The following is a 16,431-nucleotide window of genomic DNA, read 5'->3' as shown; positions in this document are numbered from 1 at the left end:
GCCACAGTGCTGGAACTGCTACGGCGCGTGACAGTCAGCCGGTGACATCCAGGTGGACGGCCATGTCGCGCATGTCCTGAGACAGGGTGCGCTTCTGGGTCTTGAGCAGGTCTGTCATCACGTATCGGGCCATGGGCTGGTGCTTGATCCACTCACCGGACGTGCGGCGAACGGACACCAGGACGTCCATGGCGTCCTGGTGCTGCTTCAGCGATACTTGCGCCCTGGCCACGTCCAGCCTGTGGCGGTCCCAGTTCGGGGCGGTCGGCTTACCGAAGTTCCGGAGCGCCTTCCCGGCCAGCAAGCCGTCGTCCGCACGGCTGAGAACGCCTCGTACGTCCCCGAGCAGCGACAGGTCCTCAACGACCTTCAGTTCCGCCGTGACGGGGCCGAATCCGCCCCAATGGAGCGGGAACTCCGCGTTCTCGCCACTCATCGCGCCGGCAGCGGTCCGGGCCATCCTGCGGGCTTCCCGCGCCACGTCCGGGCGGTTGTTACGAACGGCGGCAGACGCGACCCTGAGCCACAACTCGCCCCACACGGCCAAGTGCGCCGGCGTCGCGTCTGACATACGGGGTTCGATCTCTGCTGCCGTCTGCGCCGCGAGCTGCTCGCTCTCGTCGAACCGGTCCTGGCGGAGCAGCAGCCAGCACATACCGACGACTCCCGTTGCAGCGGTGAGTGTCCGGCCGGTCTCCCGAGCCAGCCGGATCGCTTCCACCAGCGCGTAGTACGCCATGTCGTACTGCCGAACCTGCGTCAGGTACTTGCCCGCCAGCAGCAGCGCATGGCAGCGAGCGATCATCGCCTGCTGCTGCTCCTCGCCCTCCAACGCCTCCACGGCGGCCTCGGCGGACCGCAGCAGTCCCGGCAGGCGCTTGGCCACGGAGTCGTACCGGTCCGCCCAGTAGAGCGCGTGAGCATCCGCCGTGGCCCGGCGCAGCGCCGACAGTTCCTCCGTCCGCCCCCGGTCCGTCATCGGCGCGGCGAGGCCTACAGGAGGCATCAGAGCCTTGCGCAGCTCCACCAGACAACGGCGGTTCGCCTCATCCCCGACCACCGGCGTCGTGGTCTCCGTGACGAACAGTGCCGACGTGGGGACATCCAGCGCACGAGCCAGCGCGTGCAACGTCTCCATGCGCACATCCCCGCCCTGCTCCACCTTGCGCACGGTCCCCACGGAGAGATCCGCCGCTTCGGCCAGCTGCTCCTGGCTCATGCCTGCCGTACGCCGGTGGTTCCTGACGTTCTCGGCCAGCCCAGTAGCCATGGCGCACGCTCCCTTTGACAGCAACGGCAGTCGTCACAGCAGCGTACGCCCGGCAAGGTGACCCCGGACCCCCCGGACGATGGTCGTGCCACGTCGCCGTCGCGGCAGCGTCATCCAGCCGCACAGGAGCACAGCCCCCACCGCGTACGGCGAAGCCAACGGCTGTTGCCACCAGGTGAGGTGGAGGTCGGCGGCGCCGGCGTGCGGGACCAGCCACAGGGTGCGCGCCGTGAAGAGCAGGGCGACCGCCCCCGCGATCCCCCTGCGCCCCTCCCCCACAAGCACCACGACCACCGGCACACACCACACCCAGTGATGGGACCAGCTGATGGGCGAGACGAGGAGCGCGGCGAAGGCGGCGACCAGAACCCCCCAGGCCGTGCCTGGCCCGGACTCCGCGCCTGGCCCGGACCTCGACCCTGACCCGGACCTCGACCCTGACCCGGACCTCGACCCTGACCCGGACCTCGACCCTGGCCCGGACTTCGACCCTGGCCCGGCGCAGCGCCGGGCGGCCCACAGTGCCGCGGCGACGACGAGAAACGCGGGCCCGGCCCACAGCACCCCGGGCGCGGGCTCGTGCAGCAGCCGTGCGGTGAGCCCCTGCAAGGACTGGTTGTCGACGATCCACGCCTTCCCGACCCGCCCCGTCTCGAAGATCCGCCGCGTCCAGAAGTCGACACTGGCACCGGGCAGCGCGAGCGCCCCGATGAGCACGGTCCCCGCGCACGCGGCCAGGGCGGTCATGGCCTCCCGCGCCCGCCGGGTGACCAGCAGGTGCAGGATGAAGAAGGCCGGGGTCAGCTTGATCCCGGCGGCGACCCCGATCGCGAGGCCCCGCCCCGCGGCACCCGGCGCCCGCGTCAGGTCCCACAGGACCAGGCAGGCGAGCGCCAGGTTGATCTGCCCGAACAGGACGGTCTGGAAGACGGGTTCGAGCCACAGCGCGAACGCGGCGCCCGCACACAGGGCCGCGGGCCGCGACGGCAGTCCGGCGAGGCGGCAGGAGAGGTGCAGGAGCAGCAGCAGGAGGGCGACGTTGCCGACGAGGAAGGCCGCCTTGAGGGCGGCGAGCGGCAGCCAGGTCGTGGGGACGAAGAGGAGGGCGGCGAACGGCGGGTAGGTGGCGGGCAGTTCCCACCGGGTGACGGTGAACCCGTACAGATCCCGGCCGTCGACGACGGCGGCACCCTCGGCCCGGTACACCTGGGCGTCGGCCATGGGCAGCCCGTGCACTCCGCAGAGGAGGGCGAAGCCCGTACAGGAAAGGGCAAGGAGGAGGATTCCGGACACCGCGCTGGGTGACCGCGTGGCCACGTACCGTCGCATCACGGCGTGACCCTAGCGAAGGTCCGCGAACAGCCGGTGCATCCGGCTCGGCGGGCAGTCGCCGCGCGGCGGGCGGTCGCTTCAGTGGCGGGCAGTCGCCTCAGCGGCTGACGTCTCAACGGCGGACGGTCGCCTCAGCGGCCGACGCCTCAGCGGCGGCGGACGCCCGCCTCCTCCGCGAACTCGCCGAGCACGGCCACGCCGAAGGCCGTACCCATGAACACCTTGGCGGCCCGCAGGGCGGTGCCGAAGCGGTGCGGACGGTGGTCGCCGGAGAGCGCCGTGGCGCTTGCGGCGGTGCGGGGGCCCGCGGGCCCGGAGGACAGGGACGCTGGAGTGAAGGTTGCGCTGCTCATGTATCCATGGTCCGCCCGCGGGAGCGCGCACGCATCGGCCTCGCGGGGTAACCGCACGAGGCTTCCGGTACGACTCACGGGCGGTGCCGTCCGCCTCGGGACGGAGCCGCTAGGAGGACGTCCCTCAGGGTTTTCTCGGGGGTGCCTCAGGGTTTCGGGGGTTCGGGGGGACGGGAGGGAAGCCTTTGGGAGCCGTTGGGGCGCCGGCCCGGGACCGGACGGGACGGGACCGGACGGGACGGGACACCATCGTGTCCGTTGCGTGGACGGCTTCGGGAGGCGTGGGCGACGCCATTCCGGCCGCGATCACAGGACGAGCATGGGCTTGACGCCGGGTCGGCGGGACCGGCTGAGCTCGGCCGCTGCCCTGGTCCCCTGTCCCTGACCCATGGTGCGAAAAATCGTTGGCCCCACCACCGGACGCTCACCTAAGCTTCTCCCTTCCCGCCTCCCGCCCCAGCGGAGCGCCGCCGTCCGGCCGGAAACCGGCGGCCCCCGAGTACGCACAGAGCACCGCACCACCCGTATCCGCCGGAGGCCCCCGCAGTGAACGCCGCACCCGTGCCCGGACTCGCACCCGAGCCCGAGCCCGAGAACCCCCTGGCCCGTGAGCGGGCGCACCTCTCCGCGTCCCGTTCCGCCCTGCGCGCCATGCGCGAGGACGTGGCGTCCCTGGACATCCGTGACGTCACGGCGAACTGGGTCAACGCCGCGGTCCTCCAGAGCCAGATCGACGACCGGATCAAGGCACTCGCGGATCTCACGCACACCCCGCTGTTCTTCGGCAGGCTCGACTTCCTGCACGCGCCGGGCGTCGAGCGGGCCGAGGGCGCCGAGGGCGAGCAGTTCTACATCGGGCGCAGGCACGTGCACGACGCCGACGGCGACCCCATGGTGATCGACTGGCGCGCCCCCGTGTCCCAGCCGTTCTACCGGGCCTCGAAGAAGGACCCGCAGGACGTCGGCCTGCGCCGCCGGTTCGGGTACACCGGCGGTGAGCTGACCGCGTACGAGGACGAGCACCTGACGGACCCCGGCGAGGCCGAGCAGGTCAGCAAGCTGCTCCAGCAGGAGATCGAACGCCCGCGCGTGGGCCCGATGCGGGACATCGTGGCGACGATCCAGCCGGAGCAGGACGAGATCGTGCGCGGCGGGCTCACCGGGTCGGTGTGCGTCCAGGGCGGCCCCGGCACCGGCAAGACGGCGGTGGGCCTGCACCGGGTCGCCTACCTCCTGTACGCGCACCGGGAGCGGCTCGCCCGCACGGGCACGCTGGTCATCGGCCCGAACCGCTCCTTCCTGCACTACATCGAGCAGGTCCTGCCCGCGCTCGGCGAGTTGGAGGTCCGGCAGGCGACCGTCGCCGACCTGGTCGCGCACGTCGAGGTGCGCGGCACGGACGATCCGGCGGCGGCCCTGGTCAAGGGCGACGCGCGGATGGCTCAGGTGCTGCGCAGGGCGCTGCGCTCGCACGTCACGATGCCGCGGGAGGGCATCGTGGTGGTGCGCGGCTCGCGCCGCTGGCGGGTTCCGGTGTACGAAGTGGAGGCGATCGTCGAGGAGTTGCTGGCCCGCGACATGCGGTACGGGGCCGCCCGCGAGGCCCTGCCGCAGCGCATCGCGCACGCCGTACTCGTCCAGATGGAGCGCGCCGGGGAGGCGCCGGACGACCGGGTGCAGGACGCGGTGGCCCGCAACGCGGCGGTGAAGGCGGCCGTGAAGGCGATCTGGCCGCCCGTCGACCCGGCGAAGCTGGTGCTCCGGCTGCTGTCCGACGGGGAGTTCCTCGCCGCCCACGCCGAGGGGATCCTCGACGAGGGGGAGCAGAAGGCGGTGCTGTGGGCGAAGCCCGGGCGCGGGGTGGGGAGCGCCAAGTGGTCGGCGGCGGACGCGGTCCTGGTCGACGAGGCCGCGGACCTCGTCTCCCGTACGCACTCGCTCGGCCACGTCGTCCTCGACGAGGCGCAGGACCTCTCGCCGATGCAGTACCGGGCGGTGGGGCGCCGGTGCACCACCGGTTCCGCGACCGTCCTCGGGGACCTGGCGCAGGGGACCACGCCGTGGGCGACGCGGAACTGGGCGGAGGCGCTCGCTCATCTCGGCAAGCCGGACGCCGTGGTGGAGGAGCTGACCGCGGGTTTCCGCGTGCCGCGGGAGGTGATCGCGTACGCGTCGCGGCTGCTGCCCGTGATCGCGCCGGGCCTCGCGGAGGTGGGGTCGGTGCGGGAGGCTCCCGGCTCGCTGTCGGTGCGCCGGGTGTCCGATCCCACGGAGGCGGTTGTCGCCGCCTGTGCCGAGTCGCTGCGCCAGGAGGGGTCCGTGGGCCTGATCGCGGCGGACGCGCGCGTCCCCGAGCTGGCGGCGGCCCTGGAGCTGGCCGGCCTCGGCTTCCTCTCCCCCGGCGAGGAGACCACGCCCGACGTCCGTCTCACCCTGGTCCCGGCATCCCTGGCCAAGGGTCTGGAGTACGACTACGTGGTCCTGGACGAGCCGTCCGCCGTGGTGGCGGGGGAGCCCGACGAGCGCACGGGCCTGCGGCGCCTGTACGTGGCCCTGACCCGGGCGGTATCAGGCTTGACGGTGCTCCACTCGACCCCGCTACCCCCCGCGTTGTCCACCGCCTGACAGCCACTGCACACCTGGGGCTGCGCCCACCGCCCGCTTGGGGCTGCGCCCGACTGACAGCCACTGCACACCTGGGGCTGCGCCCACCGCCCCGCTTGGGGCTGCGCCCGACTGCCTCGCCCCCGGAGGCCCAGTTGCCCACAGCCCGGGGGGGCCGTCGCACCGGCGCGAACGCCGCTGCGCGGCGGGAAATCCCCCACCCGCCCTCCCATCTCCAGGCGAGCCCCAGCACGGGCCTCCCAACCCCCGGCGATCGGGCTCCCCGCCCCCCCCCGGCGCCCGCTCACCGGCGGACCCACCCACCGCCCCCGTCCCGCCGAACAACGGTTGCGGCACGGGCGACCCGGGCCGGGGGGCGACTGGAAACGGGCGGGCAGGCGGGCGAGAAGGGGCGAACCGTCGGCCCGCACACGCCGAACACCGCTGCGGCACAGGCAACCCGAGCCCGGAAGCGGCTAGAAACGGGCGGGCAGGCGGGTAGGAAAGGGGCCCCCACCGGCCCGACCCAGCCCACCAACCGCTGCCGGAACAGGCGACCCGAGCCCGAAGGCGGACCAGAAACGGGCGGATGGGAAAGACCCCGCGAAGCGGCGGGCCACCCACCGGGCCGAGCACGCCGAACAACCGCTGCGGCACAGACGACCCCAGCCCCGGAAGGGGCGGGAAACGGGCGAGCGAGTGGGAAAAGGCCACCTACCGGCCCGCACCCGCCGAACATCAGCTGCGGCACAGGCAACCCGAACCGGGAAGCGGCTAGAAACGGGTGGGTGGGAAGGGGGCCACCCACCGACCCGAACCCGCCGAACAACGGCTGTGGCACAGGCGACCCAAGCCTGAAGGTAAGCCAGAAACGGGCGGGCGGGCGGGAAGGAAGGGCCCCCAGGCCCGGAGCCGCCGGGTCAGGAATCCAGGGCGTGGCGCCAAGCCGAGACGGCGGAGGCAGAGAGCGGAGCGCCCCACCCGTGGGGCCGAGCAGCCCCGCCGATGTGAAACCCGTCAACCCCCCCGTCCCGCAAAACAGCAACATGCTCAAGCCGCAACCCCCCACCGACAAGCAACCGCGCCTCATACCCGGGCTCCCCGGCACACGCGGCCTCGGCCAGCAACGTACCGATCCCCTCATCGACCCCACCCGCGGCCCCGGCGGTGAGATACGTGTCGAGCCCCGGCAGATCGGAGAGCTGCTTGCGCAGGGCGTCCCGGTCGGCGACCCGGTCGATGGCCCGGTGGAACGTCCACCGGCACCCGTCGAGCACCCCCACGACCCGCTCGACGGCGGCGACATCCGCCCCGCCGGTCTCGGCGTCGAGGAAGCCGAGGACGAACTCGTCGGCCCCCGCGCCCCGCAACTCCCGGGCCCGCCGCACCAGCGCGTCGACGTCCCCGGCGTCGAACCCGTCCGCGAGCCGCAGCATGACGCGCAGCGCGATGTCCACGGAGGCACGGATCTCGGCGAAGTCCTCGACGGACGGCGTCAGCCCGTCCGCGGCCATGTCGGTGACCAGCTCGAGGCGGTCCGCCCCTCCGGCCTGGGCGGCGACCGCGTCCTCGGCGTCGAGGGCGATCACCTCCAGGAGCGCGCGCTTGCTCATGGATGTCTTCCTTCGGGAATCGGCGCCTGCTGTCGGCGGGTCCGGGCGGCTGGGGGGCGTCGTGCGGACGGCGACCAAGCAAACGCAGGTCGACGGGGGCACGGACTGCCCACGGAAACACAGGTCTAGTCCAATTACCAGAGTACGCGCAGATCACCCCGGCGGGAATCGGACCGCGCCGGGGTGATCAGGCCAAGCACCGCGAACATCAGGCCACGCGGCACCGGAAATCTCAGCTCAGTGGCTTGAACCCGCGCAGCCGCAGGCTGTTGCCGACCACGAAGACGGAGGAGAAGGCCATGGCCGCCCCGGCGAGCATCGGGTTGAGCAGCCCGGCCGCGGCGAGCGGCAGCGCGGCGACGTTGTAGGCGAAGGCCCAGAACAGGTTGGACCGGATCGTGCCGAGGGTCTTCCGGGCCAGCCGGATCGCGTCGGCGGCGGCCCGCAGATCACCCCGTACCAAGGTGAGGTCCCCCGCCTCGATGGCGGCGTCCGTCCCCGTGCCCATCGCGAGCCCCAGGTCGGCCTGCGCGAGGGCCGCCGCGTCGTTGACGCCGTCACCGACCATGGCGACCGAGCGCCCCTCCCCCTGGAGCCGCTTCACCACGTCGACCTTGTCCTGCGGAAGCACCTCGGCGATGACATGCTCCGGCGCGATGCCGACCTCGGCGGCGACGGACTCGGCGACGGCACGGTTGTCACCGGTGAGCAGCAGGGGCGTGAGCCCGAGCGCCCGCAGCCGCCGGATCGCCTCCGAACTGCTCTCCTTCACGGCGTCGGCGACTTCGAGCACGGCCCGCGCCTCGCCGTCCCAGGCGACGGCGATGGCGGTGCGCCCGGCCGCCTCCGCCGCGTCCTTGGCCTGCTTCAGCTCCTGTGGCAGCCGGATCGCCCAGTCGTCGAGCAGCCGCTCACGCCCCACGAGCACCGCGTGCCCCTCGACGATCCCCCGCACCCCGAGCCCCGCCACGTTCGCGAAGTCCTCCGGCGTCGGCAGCTCCCCGACCCGCTCGGCGGCGCCCGCGGCGACGGCCTGGGCGACGGGGTGCTCGGACGCGTGCTCCAGGGCACCCGCGAGCCGCAGGACCTCCGCCTCGTCGGTGCCGTCCGCGACGCGCGTGACGAGCAGCGTCATCCGGCCCGTGGTCACCGTGCCGGTCTTGTCCAGGACGATGGTGTCGACGCGCCGGGTGGTCTCCAGGACCTCGGGGCCCTTGATAAGGATGCCGAGCTGGGCGCCGCGTCCGGTGCCGACCATGAGCGCGGTGGGCGTGGCGAGGCCGAGGGCGCAGGGGCAGGCGATGATCAGTACGGCGACCGCGGCGGTGAAGGCCGCCGTGAGCCCCGCGCCGTTGCCGAGCCAGAAGCCGAGCGTGGCGACCGCGAGGGCGATGACGACCGGCACGAAGACGCCGGAGACGCGGTCGGCGAGCCGCTGGGCCGCGGCCTTGCCGTTCTGCGCGTCCTCGACGAGCCGCGCCATGCGCGCCAGCTGGGTGTCGGCGCCGACGCGTGTCGCCTCCACGACGAGCCGGCCGCCGACGTTCAGGGTGGCGCCGGTGACCGCGTCCCCGACGGCGACCTCCACGGGCACGGACTCCCCGGTGAGCATCGAGGCGTCGACGGCGGAGGCGCCTTCGACGACCCGTCCGTCGGTGGCGATCTTCTCGCCGGGCCGTACGAGGAAGTGGTCGCCGGCCTTCAGCTCCCCGACCGGTACGGTCTCCTCCCGCCCGTCCCTGAGCACGGTCACGTCCTTGGCGCCCAGTTCCAGCAGCGCCTTCAGGGCCGCGCCCGCCTTCCGCTTGGAGCGGGCCTCGAAGTACCGCCCGGCGAGGATGAACGCGGTGACGCCCGCGGCGGCTTCGAGGTAGATGTTCCCGGCCCCGTCGCTGCGCTCGATGGTCAGCTCGAAGGGGTGCGTCATGCCGGGCGTCCCCGCCGAGCCGAGGAACAGCGCCCACAGCGACCACAGGAACGCGGCCGACGTACCGACCGATATCAGCGTGTCCATGGTGGCCGCGCCGTGCCGGGCGTTGGTGACGGCCGCCTTGTGGAAGGGCCAGGCCGCGTACGTCACGACGGGTGCCGCGAGGGTCAGGGACAGCCACTGCCAGTACGTGAACTGGAGCGCGGGGACCATCGCCATCGCGATGACGGGCACGGAGAGCACGACGGCGGCGGTCAGCCGCTCCCGCAGCGTCCGCAGCTCGGCGTCGCCGTCTCCCGCACCCTCGCCGCCCGGCCCGCCGTCCCCGCCCTCCGCGCGAGGTGGGGCGGGTTCCCGCGCGGTGTACCCGGTGGCCTCCACGGTGGCGACGAGATCCGCGACCGCGACCTCCGCGCCGTCGTAGCTGACCTTGGCCTTCTCCGTGGCGTAGTTGACGGTCGCCGTCACGCCGTCCATGCGGTTGAGCTTCCTCTCGACACGGGCCGCGCACGAGGCGCAGGTCATGCCGCTGATGGCCAGTTCCACCTGCGTGGTACGGGAAGCCTGCGCGGAATTCCGCGCGGAGGTCTGCGTGGAGGTCATGTCGGCCGCTCCTCATGCCCGGCATACCCGGGCCCGGTATCGCTTACGAGATCCATGTGTACCCCTGGGGGGTACCTAGACGCAAGCGTTTCCCGCCCTTGACTTCATACCCCAGGGGGGTATCGTCGGGACGCATGAGGACCGGACTGAGGATCACCGCGTACGCCGCCGCCGTCGCCGCGGCGTTCACCGCCGCGTACGGAGTGGGCACGAGCGTCGACAGCGTCAGCACACCGGCGGCGCACAGCGAGAGGAGCGAGCACGGCGAGAGGGACGAGCACGGCGGGAAGGGCCATGAGGACGCGGGGAGCGGGACCGGCACCACGTCCACCCCGGCGGGCCTGGCGTCGACGTCCCACGGCTACACCCTCGACCTGCGGACCCCGCGCGCGAAGGCGGGCACCCGCACCGACCTGCGCTTCACGATCACCGAGGAGTCCTCGGGCGCACCCCTGAAGACGTACGCGAAGGAGCACGGCAAGGAGCTGCACCTGATCCTCGCCTCGCGCGACCTGACGACGTACCGCCATCTGCACCCGGTGCGCGCCGCCGACGGCACCTGGTCGGTCCCCGCGACGCTGCCGGAGGCCGGGGACCACCGCGTCTTCGCCGACTTCAGGCCCGCCCGGGCCGAGGAGAAGGTGACACTCGGCGCGGACCTGGCCGTCACCGGCGCCTACGCCCCCGACGACTTGCCGCCCGCGAGGGCAACGGCGAAGGCGGGCGACGGCTACGAGGTGCGCCTGACCGGCACACCGGCGCCCGGCGAGCCCCGCGAGCTGACGCTGCGCGTCCTGCGCGACGGCAAGCCGGTCACCGACCTCCAGCCCTATCTCGGCGCCTACGGCCACCTGGTCGCCCTGCGCGCGGGCGACCTCGCGTATCTGCACGTCCACCCGGACGGGGAGCCCGGCGACGGCAGCACGAAGCCGGGACCCGCGGTCTCCTTCACGACGACGGCACCGAGCGCGGGCGCCTACCGCCTGTTCCTGGACTTCCGCCACGAGGGAAAGGTCCGCACGGCGGCGTTCACGGTGCGCACGCCGCACGCGCACTGAGGGGTGCGAGAAGTCAGGAGAAGATCGACAACTCCTCCTGCGTGGCGCCCGCCAGCTCGAACTCCGTGCTCGGCAGCGGGCGTCCCGCGTACAGCCGGACCAGCGTCGACGCGTCCCCGATGTACCGTGCGGGCGGCCTGCTGCCGTCGCTGACCCCGAGGATCAGCGGCTCGTCGAACCCGTCGAGGTCGGCGTGCAGGGGCAGCGCCGCCCGCTGCTTGCTGAACGCGGCCAGCAGCGGCAGCGCGTCCGCGAGCCCCTCGCCCCCGTACGCGCCCGGCAGCCCCCAGGCGTCCCTCACGTCTCCCGCGTGCACCCACTCCCCGAGCGCCACGCCGTCGAGGAGCCCCTTGGAGGCGGCGATGGGCCCGCCCGCATGGGTCATCCCGTGCTCCAGCTCGTCCACGATCCGGGAGTTCGGCCAGTCGGCCCGCTCGGCGATGTCGCGGCCGTTCCCCGCCGCGGTGAAGGCACCACCGTCGAACCGGCTCTCGATCACCCGGTCGAGCACGGCCGAGCAGTGCGCGAGCACATCGCGAACCGCCCACCCCGGGCAGCAGGTCGCCGCGGCGAACGCCGTGTCGTCGGCGGCACGGAGCAGCGGGATCAACGCGTCACGCTCGGTGCGCAGCAGCCGTCCCGGCCGATCGGACTCGTACGTTCCGTCGGCGGAGATCACGTCGTACGTCATGGCGGCCAGCCAAGCGCCCACCGCCCGGAATGGCAACGTCCACGCACCAATTGACCTCGTGCGGTGGACCCCCACGAAAGGTGGCACGCTCACCACCCGCCCGGCGAAGCTCTCAGCCCGCCCGGCGAAGCTCTCAGCCCGTCCGGCGAAGCTCTCAGCCCGTCCGGCGTTTGAGGACGAGGCGCGAAGCGCCGATAAAGCTGGGGTCCAGGGGGCGCAGCGCCCCTGGTTACGGGAAAGGGGTGCGCCTGGGGCGCCCCGCGAAGGCCTAGGGTCACCCCATGCCCGACCCAGACACCCACACCGGCACCGAAGCCGAAACCGCCGCCGACAAGGAAGCCCTCCGCCAGGCCTGGCGGGAAGCCCTGCTGGGGGCCCGGGGCACCGCCACGGGCCCGGACCCCACCCCGTACGCGGACAACCTCCTGACCCGCTGGTCGGAACCCCACCGCCGCTACCACACCCTCACCCACCTGAACAACGTCCTCACCCACCTGAACACCCTGGAGGACCACGCCCACGCCCCGCACAGGGTGCACCTCGCGGCCTGGTTCCACGACGCCGTCTACGCCCCGGACCGCTCCGAGAACGAGGAACGCAGCGCCCGCCTCGCGGAACGCGCCCTCACCGAGGCGGGCCTCCCCCCGGAGGCCACCGCGGAAGTGGCCCGCCTGGTCCGCCTCACGACCACCCACGACCCGGCCGATGGCGACCGCAACGGCGAGGCCCTGTGCGACGCGGACCTCGCGATCCTCGCCGCGCCCCCGGACGCGTACGCCGCGTACGCCGCCGCGGTCCGCGAGGAGTACGCCTTCGTCCCCGACGAGGCGTTCCGCGCGGGCCGAGCGGACGTGCTGCGCCAACTCCTCGCCCTGCCACGCCTGTTCCGCACCCCGCACGGGACCGCCCACTGGGAGGCCCCGGCCAGGGAAAACCTCACGACGGAGCTGGCACTGCTCACGTAGCCTCACCGCATGCTCTTCAACGGCGGGGAACGGATAGACGAGGCCACGGCACACGCGGTGGCCGCGCTGCGCGCGGTGGCGACGGACGGGTACGACTGGACGACCCCCGCGGGCGGCCTGGAGTGGAGCTGCCTGGCCACGGCCGAGCACATCGCGAGCGACTTCACCGCGTACGCGACGCAGCTCACGGGCCGCACCGCGGGCACCGGCGGCTATGTCCCGATGGACGTCAGCCTGGACGAGGGCACCGGCGCGGACGGCGCGGTGCGCTGCGTGGAGGCGAGCGCGGGCCTGCTCGCGGCGGTCGTACGGACGACGCCGCCGGGCGTGCGCGGCTGGCACCCGTACCGGTACGGCAGCGCGGACGCGGCGGGCTTCGCCGCGATGGGGGTCATCGAGCTGCTCCTGCACACGTACGACGTCCTGAAGGCCTTCGACGTGGCGTACGAGCCGCCCGCCGAGCTGTGTGAGGCCGTCCTCACCCGCCAGTTCCCGCACGTGCCGCCGGCCCGTGCCGACGAGGAGCACTGGCGCGTGCTGCTGTGGGCGACGGGCCGCGGCGACCGCGCGGGCCACGCCCGCAAGGAGCGCTGGCAGTGGCACAACCCGATCCAGCTGCCCGCGGGGCCCGTCGAGCTGATCGAGGTGGCACCGGACGCCGCCGCCGACCTTGCCGCGGGCGGCACCGGCGGCTTCACCTGGCCCGACGGCGGTCCGCACGAGGGCACGCGCCGGGGGGCGGAGCGCACGGCGAAGGGGTACGCGGCCGGGGCGCACCGCCCCGAGTGGGGCATGTTCGCCGTCGTGCGCACCGCGGACCGGCGCGCGGTCGGCGCCTTGGGGTACCACGGGGCGCCCGACGACGAGGGCTGGGTGGAGGTCGGCTACAGCCTGGTCCCGGAGGCCCGCGGCAACGGCTACGCGACCGAGGCCCTGCGCGCCCTCACCACCTGGTCCCTGAACCACCCGGACCACACCGCCGTCACAGGCGTACGCGCCCTGACCGACCCCGACAACGCCGCGTCCCACGCGGTCCTGACCCGCGCGGGCTTCGTCCGCGGGGCGGACCGCGACGACGACTTCGTCTTCGAGCTCCGACGCGCTCTCCCCGGCCCCGCCGGCGGTTGAGGGCCGGGGGTCCAGGGGGCGGAGCCCCTTGGTTGCGGGAAAGGGGCGGGACCGGGGCGCCCCCGCGAGGCCTACCGACCCGTACCCTTGCGCCGCCGCAACCCCGCCGCCAGCAGCATCCGCACCAACTCCCGGGAGGGAACCTCCACGGCCCCCGCCCGCACGGCGTCCCCGTACCGGTGCGAGGGAAGGTCGTAGTGGTCCCGCTCGAAGGCCCGCTCGGGCACCCCGATCCGCGCCGCGAAGGCGTGCAGTTCCTCGTACGAGAGGTCGCTGACGAGGTGGGACCAGAGCCGCCCGTGCCCGGGCCAGGTCGGCGGGTCGATGTAGACCGTCACCGGGCCACCGAGCCGAGGGACCCCACGGCGGCGACCACGACACCCGCCTTCCCGCACACCCAGTGCGGGTCCGCGCCCAACTCGGGCTCCACGTCGAGCGCGTGCGGATCACCCGAACCGCACACCGGGCACAGCGGCCACCGCCCGTAGCGCTCCAGGAGGGCGTCCTGCACGTCCTGGGCGACGAGCCCGGCGACGTACTCGGCGCCCTCGGGCCACTGCTCGACCCACCAGCGCCGCTGCGCCACCGAGTCCTCGACGAGGGAGACCACGCCGGGCTCTGCCACCTCGTCCGCGACCAGGTCGGCGAGGACCAGCGCGCGGGCGGCGTGCAGCGCCCGCTCCAGGGGGCCCACGGGGACGGAGGATGCGGAGGAGTCCATACAGCCATTGTGCGCCCTCGCCCGAGCGCGCCCGCGGGCCCGGTCGGGCCGCCGCGCACCCGTGAGCCGACGCGGTCGCGAGTCTTGACCCGCTCCCGAACCGAAAATATCTTTCAAGGGTGACCCCAGACGTGAAGGAAACTTTCGCGGGTGGCGCACCTCCGGCCCCGGCCGCCCTCGCGGCCAAGGTCCGCACCCTCGCCCCGTCGATGACCCGCTCCATGCAGCGGGTCGCCGAGGCCGTCGCCGGTGACCCGGCGGGGTGTGCCGCGCTCACGGTCACCGGCCTCGCGGAGCTCACCGGCACCAGCGAGGCCACGGTGGTCCGCACCGCCCGCCTCCTCGGCTACCCCGGCTACCGCGACCTGCGCCTGGCCCTCGCGGGCCTCGCCGCCCAGCAGCAGTCGGGCCGTGCGCCCGCCGTCACCGCCGACATCGCCGTCGACGACCCCATCGCGGACGTCGTGGCGAAACTGGCGTACGACGAGCAGCAGACCCTCGCCGACACGGCCGCGGGCCTCGACACCGTGCAGCTCGGCGCGGCCGTCGGCGCGCTGGCCGTCGCCCGCCGCGTGGAGGTGTACGGCGTCGCCGCGTCCGGGCTCGTCGCCCAGGACCTCGCCCAGAAGCTCCTGCGCATCGGCCACGTCGCGCACGCCCACTCCGATCCGCACCTCGCCGTCACCACCGCGGTGACGCTCCGCGCGAAGGACGTGGCGATCGCCATCACCCACTCCGGGTCCACGGGCGACGTCATCGAGCCGCTGCGCGTCGCCTTCGAGCACGGGGCGACGACGATCGCGGTCACCGGGCGCCCCGACGGCCTGGTGTCCCAGTACGCCGACCACATACTGACCACGTCCACCGCGCGCGAGAGCGAGCTGCGGCCCGCCGCGATGTCCTCGCGGACCAGTCAGCTCCTCGTCGTGGACTGCCTGTTCGTGGGGGTGGCGCAGCGTACGTACGAGACCGCTGCGCCTGCCCTCGCCGCTTCCTACGAGGCGCTCGCGCACCGCCACAGTTCTGGCGGGGGCGCCTTTGTCGGGCGGTGACGTCCCGTTGGCCGAGGGTGCCGTCCTATCGGCCTGCGGCCTCGTCCTAAAACGCCGGACGGGCTGAAAATGCCACCGGGCGGGGGTGGGACCGTCAGTCGTAGTCAGTGCCAGAAGTCCTCGACCTCACATCGCATCGTGAAAGAGCCATCACCCCATGACCTCCACCACAGACGGCTACGGCGAACTCCGGGCCCAGTTGGAGTCCCTCACCACCGAGGCGTTCCGGCCCGAGCTGTCCGAGATCGACCGGCTGCCGACGTCGGACATCGCGCGGATCATGAACGGCGAGGACGCGGGCGTCCCCGCGGCCGTCGCCGCGCAGCTGCCGTGCATCGCCGCGGCGATCGACGCCACCGCCGAGCGCATGGCCCGCGGCGGCCGGCTGATCTACGCGGGTGCCGGCACCGCGGGACGCCTCGGCGTGCTCGACGCCTCCGAGTGCCCGCCGACGTTCAACACCGACCCCGGTGACGTCGTGGGCCTCGTCGCGGGCGGCCCGAGCGCCCTGGTGACGGCGGTCGAGGGCGCCGAGGACCGCGAGGACCTGGCCGCGCGGGACCTGGACTCCCTCGCCCTGACCGCCGACGACACGGTGGTCGGCGTCTCCGCGTCCGGCCGTACGCCCTACGCCGTCGGCGCGGTGGCGCACGCCCGCGCCCGGGGCGCCCTGACGATCGGCCTGTCCTGCAACGCCGGCAGCGCCCTCGCCGCCGCCGCCGAGCACGGCATCGAGGTCGTCGTCGGCCCCGAGCTCCTCACCGGCTCCACCCGCCTGAAGGCGGGCACGGCCCAGAAGCTCGTCCTCAACATGCTGTCGACGATCACGATGATCCGGCTCGGCAAGACGTACGGGAACCTCATGGTCGACGTGCGCGCCTCCAACGAGAAGCTCCAGGCCCGCTCCCGCCGCATCGTCGCCCTCGCCACCGGCGCCGGTGACGCGGAGATCGAGGCCGCGCTGGCCGCCACCGACGGCGAGGTGAAGAACGCGATCCTCACCCTCCTCGGTTCGGTGGACGGCCCCACGGCCGCCCGCCTGCTCACCGAGTCCGACGGCCACCTGCGCGCGGCCCTGGAGAAGTCCCGTACCGAGTGAGGAAGCGGTGGC

Annotated in this window: 14 protein-coding genes; 6 read left to right on the top strand and 8 right to left on the bottom strand. The window is 73.5% G+C overall.

The window, feature by feature from the left end; translation table 11 throughout:
- Nucleotides 1–34: 34 nt before the first annotated feature.
- The 3 genes from ACH4DX_RS21790 to ACH4DX_RS21780 all read right to left on the bottom strand — a co-directional run bounded on the left by ACH4DX_RS21790 (nucleotide 35) and on the right by ACH4DX_RS21780 (nucleotide 2,955).
- A complete protein-coding gene (locus ACH4DX_RS21790) occupies nucleotides 35–1,270 on the bottom strand; it encodes a helix-turn-helix domain-containing protein (RefSeq protein ID WP_398156314.1) in 1,236 nt (411 codons plus the stop codon).
- Nucleotides 1,271–1,303: 33 nt separating this feature from the next.
- The gene (locus ACH4DX_RS21785) at nucleotides 1,304–2,599 is read right to left on the bottom strand and encodes a glycosyltransferase 87 family protein (protein WP_398156584.1); all 1,296 of its coding nucleotides are present in this window, start codon (nucleotides 2,597–2,599) and stop codon (nucleotides 1,304–1,306) included.
- 149 nt (nucleotides 2,600–2,748) lie between these two features.
- Nucleotides 2,749–2,955: a hypothetical protein gene (locus ACH4DX_RS21780; protein ID WP_398156313.1), complete on the bottom strand. Its 207-nt coding sequence runs from the start codon at nucleotides 2,953–2,955 to the stop codon at nucleotides 2,749–2,751.
- A 546-nt stretch (nucleotides 2,956–3,501) separates the two neighbouring features.
- On the opposite strand from ACH4DX_RS21780, the gene ACH4DX_RS21775 reads away from it, so the two are divergent.
- The gene (locus tag ACH4DX_RS21775; protein ID WP_398121089.1) at nucleotides 3,502–5,580 is read left to right on the top strand and encodes a HelD family protein; all 2,079 of its coding nucleotides are present in this window, start codon (nucleotides 3,502–3,504) and stop codon (nucleotides 5,578–5,580) included.
- Nucleotides 5,581–6,479: 899 nt separating this feature from the next.
- Here ACH4DX_RS21775 and ACH4DX_RS21770 read toward each other — a convergent pair.
- Together ACH4DX_RS21770 and ACH4DX_RS21765 are read right to left on the bottom strand one after the other, a co-directional pair.
- Complete coding sequence (locus tag ACH4DX_RS21770; RefSeq protein ID WP_398156312.1) at nucleotides 6,480–7,172, bottom strand: copper homeostasis protein CutC; 693 nt, start codon at nucleotides 7,170–7,172, stop codon at nucleotides 6,480–6,482.
- A 232-nt stretch (nucleotides 7,173–7,404) separates the two neighbouring features.
- Nucleotides 7,405–9,705, bottom strand: a complete 2,301-nt coding sequence (locus ACH4DX_RS21765) for a heavy metal translocating P-type ATPase (RefSeq protein ID WP_398156311.1) — start codon at nucleotides 9,703–9,705, stop codon at nucleotides 7,405–7,407.
- A 134-nt stretch (nucleotides 9,706–9,839) separates the two neighbouring features.
- Between ACH4DX_RS21765 and ACH4DX_RS21760 the strand changes: the two genes are divergently transcribed.
- Nucleotides 9,840–10,763: a hypothetical protein gene (locus tag ACH4DX_RS21760; RefSeq protein ID WP_398156310.1), complete on the top strand. Its 924-nt coding sequence runs from the start codon at nucleotides 9,840–9,842 to the stop codon at nucleotides 10,761–10,763.
- Between the two features lie 13 nt (nucleotides 10,764–10,776).
- Here ACH4DX_RS21760 and ACH4DX_RS21755 read toward each other — a convergent pair whose 3' ends face one another.
- Entirely contained in the window at nucleotides 10,777–11,454 is a 678-nt protein-coding gene (locus ACH4DX_RS21755; RefSeq protein ID WP_398121081.1) for a maleylpyruvate isomerase family mycothiol-dependent enzyme, read from the bottom strand.
- A gap of 281 nt (nucleotides 11,455–11,735) precedes the next feature.
- Between ACH4DX_RS21755 and ACH4DX_RS21750 the strand changes: the two genes are divergently transcribed.
- Nucleotides 11,736–12,419 carry a hypothetical protein gene (locus ACH4DX_RS21750; protein WP_398156309.1) on the top strand — a complete coding sequence of 228 codons (684 nt, stop codon included), beginning with the start codon at nucleotides 11,736–11,738 and terminating at the stop codon, nucleotides 12,417–12,419.
- A 9-nt stretch (nucleotides 12,420–12,428) separates the two neighbouring features.
- On the top strand, nucleotides 12,429–13,547 hold the full coding sequence (locus ACH4DX_RS21745; RefSeq protein ID WP_398156308.1) for a GNAT family N-acetyltransferase: 1,119 nt from the start codon (nucleotides 12,429–12,431) through the stop codon (nucleotides 13,545–13,547).
- Between the two features lie 71 nt (nucleotides 13,548–13,618).
- Here the strand turns inward: ACH4DX_RS21745 and ACH4DX_RS21740 are convergent, their stop codons facing one another.
- Nucleotides 13,619–13,885: a DUF4031 domain-containing protein gene (locus ACH4DX_RS21740; RefSeq protein ID WP_398121075.1), complete on the bottom strand. Its 267-nt coding sequence runs from the start codon at nucleotides 13,883–13,885 to the stop codon at nucleotides 13,619–13,621.
- Nucleotides 13,882–14,268, bottom strand: a complete 387-nt coding sequence (locus ACH4DX_RS21735) for a hypothetical protein (RefSeq protein WP_398121074.1) — start codon at nucleotides 14,266–14,268, stop codon at nucleotides 13,882–13,884. Before ACH4DX_RS21735 ends, ACH4DX_RS21740 begins: the two co-directional genes overlap by 4 nt.
- Before the next feature lie 119 nt (nucleotides 14,269–14,387).
- Between ACH4DX_RS21735 and ACH4DX_RS21730 the strand changes: the two genes are divergently transcribed.
- On the top strand, nucleotides 14,388–15,320 hold the full coding sequence (locus ACH4DX_RS21730) for a MurR/RpiR family transcriptional regulator (protein ID WP_398121072.1): 933 nt from the start codon (nucleotides 14,388–14,390) through the stop codon (nucleotides 15,318–15,320).
- Between the two features lie 157 nt (nucleotides 15,321–15,477).
- The gene (gene murQ / locus ACH4DX_RS21725; RefSeq protein ID WP_398156307.1) at nucleotides 15,478–16,419 is read left to right on the top strand and encodes an N-acetylmuramic acid 6-phosphate etherase; all 942 of its coding nucleotides are present in this window, start codon (nucleotides 15,478–15,480) and stop codon (nucleotides 16,417–16,419) included.
- The last annotated feature ends 12 nt before the right edge of the window (nucleotides 16,420–16,431 follow it).

This window comes from Streptomyces sp. NPDC017940, from assembly GCF_044328435.1.
In the GTDB taxonomy this organism is placed as follows: domain Bacteria; phylum Actinomycetota; class Actinomycetes; order Streptomycetales; family Streptomycetaceae; genus Streptomyces.
Note: the sequence above shows the minus strand (reverse complement) of the source record. Positions and strands in the feature narration are given on the sequence as shown.

Coding starts and splice junctions, on each gene's coding strand:
- ACH4DX_RS21765 (WP_398156311.1), bottom strand. CDS start 9,705: ATGACCTCCACGCAGACCTCCGCGCGGAATTCCGCGCAGGCTTCCCGT.
- ACH4DX_RS21735 (WP_398121074.1), bottom strand. CDS start 14,268: ATGGACTCCTCCGCATCCTCCGTCCCCGTGGGCCCCCTGGAGCGGGCG.
- ACH4DX_RS21785 (WP_398156584.1), bottom strand. CDS start 2,599: ATGCGACGGTACGTGGCCACGCGGTCACCCAGCGCGGTGTCCGGAATC.
- ACH4DX_RS21745 (WP_398156308.1), top strand. CDS start 12,429: ATGCTCTTCAACGGCGGGGAACGGATAGACGAGGCCACGGCACACGCG.
- ACH4DX_RS21750 (WP_398156309.1), top strand. CDS start 11,736: ATGCCCGACCCAGACACCCACACCGGCACCGAAGCCGAAACCGCCGCC.
- ACH4DX_RS21780 (WP_398156313.1), bottom strand. CDS start 2,955: ATGAGCAGCGCAACCTTCACTCCAGCGTCCCTGTCCTCCGGGCCCGCG.
- ACH4DX_RS21770 (WP_398156312.1), bottom strand. CDS start 7,172: ATGAGCAAGCGCGCGCTCCTGGAGGTGATCGCCCTCGACGCCGAGGAC.
- ACH4DX_RS21760 (WP_398156310.1), top strand. CDS start 9,840: ATGAGGACCGGACTGAGGATCACCGCGTACGCCGCCGCCGTCGCCGCG.
- murQ (WP_398156307.1), top strand. CDS start 15,478: ATGACCTCCACCACAGACGGCTACGGCGAACTCCGGGCCCAGTTGGAG.
- ACH4DX_RS21790 (WP_398156314.1), bottom strand. CDS start 1,270: ATGGCTACTGGGCTGGCCGAGAACGTCAGGAACCACCGGCGTACGGCA.
- ACH4DX_RS21755 (WP_398121081.1), bottom strand. CDS start 11,454: ATGACGTACGACGTGATCTCCGCCGACGGAACGTACGAGTCCGATCGG.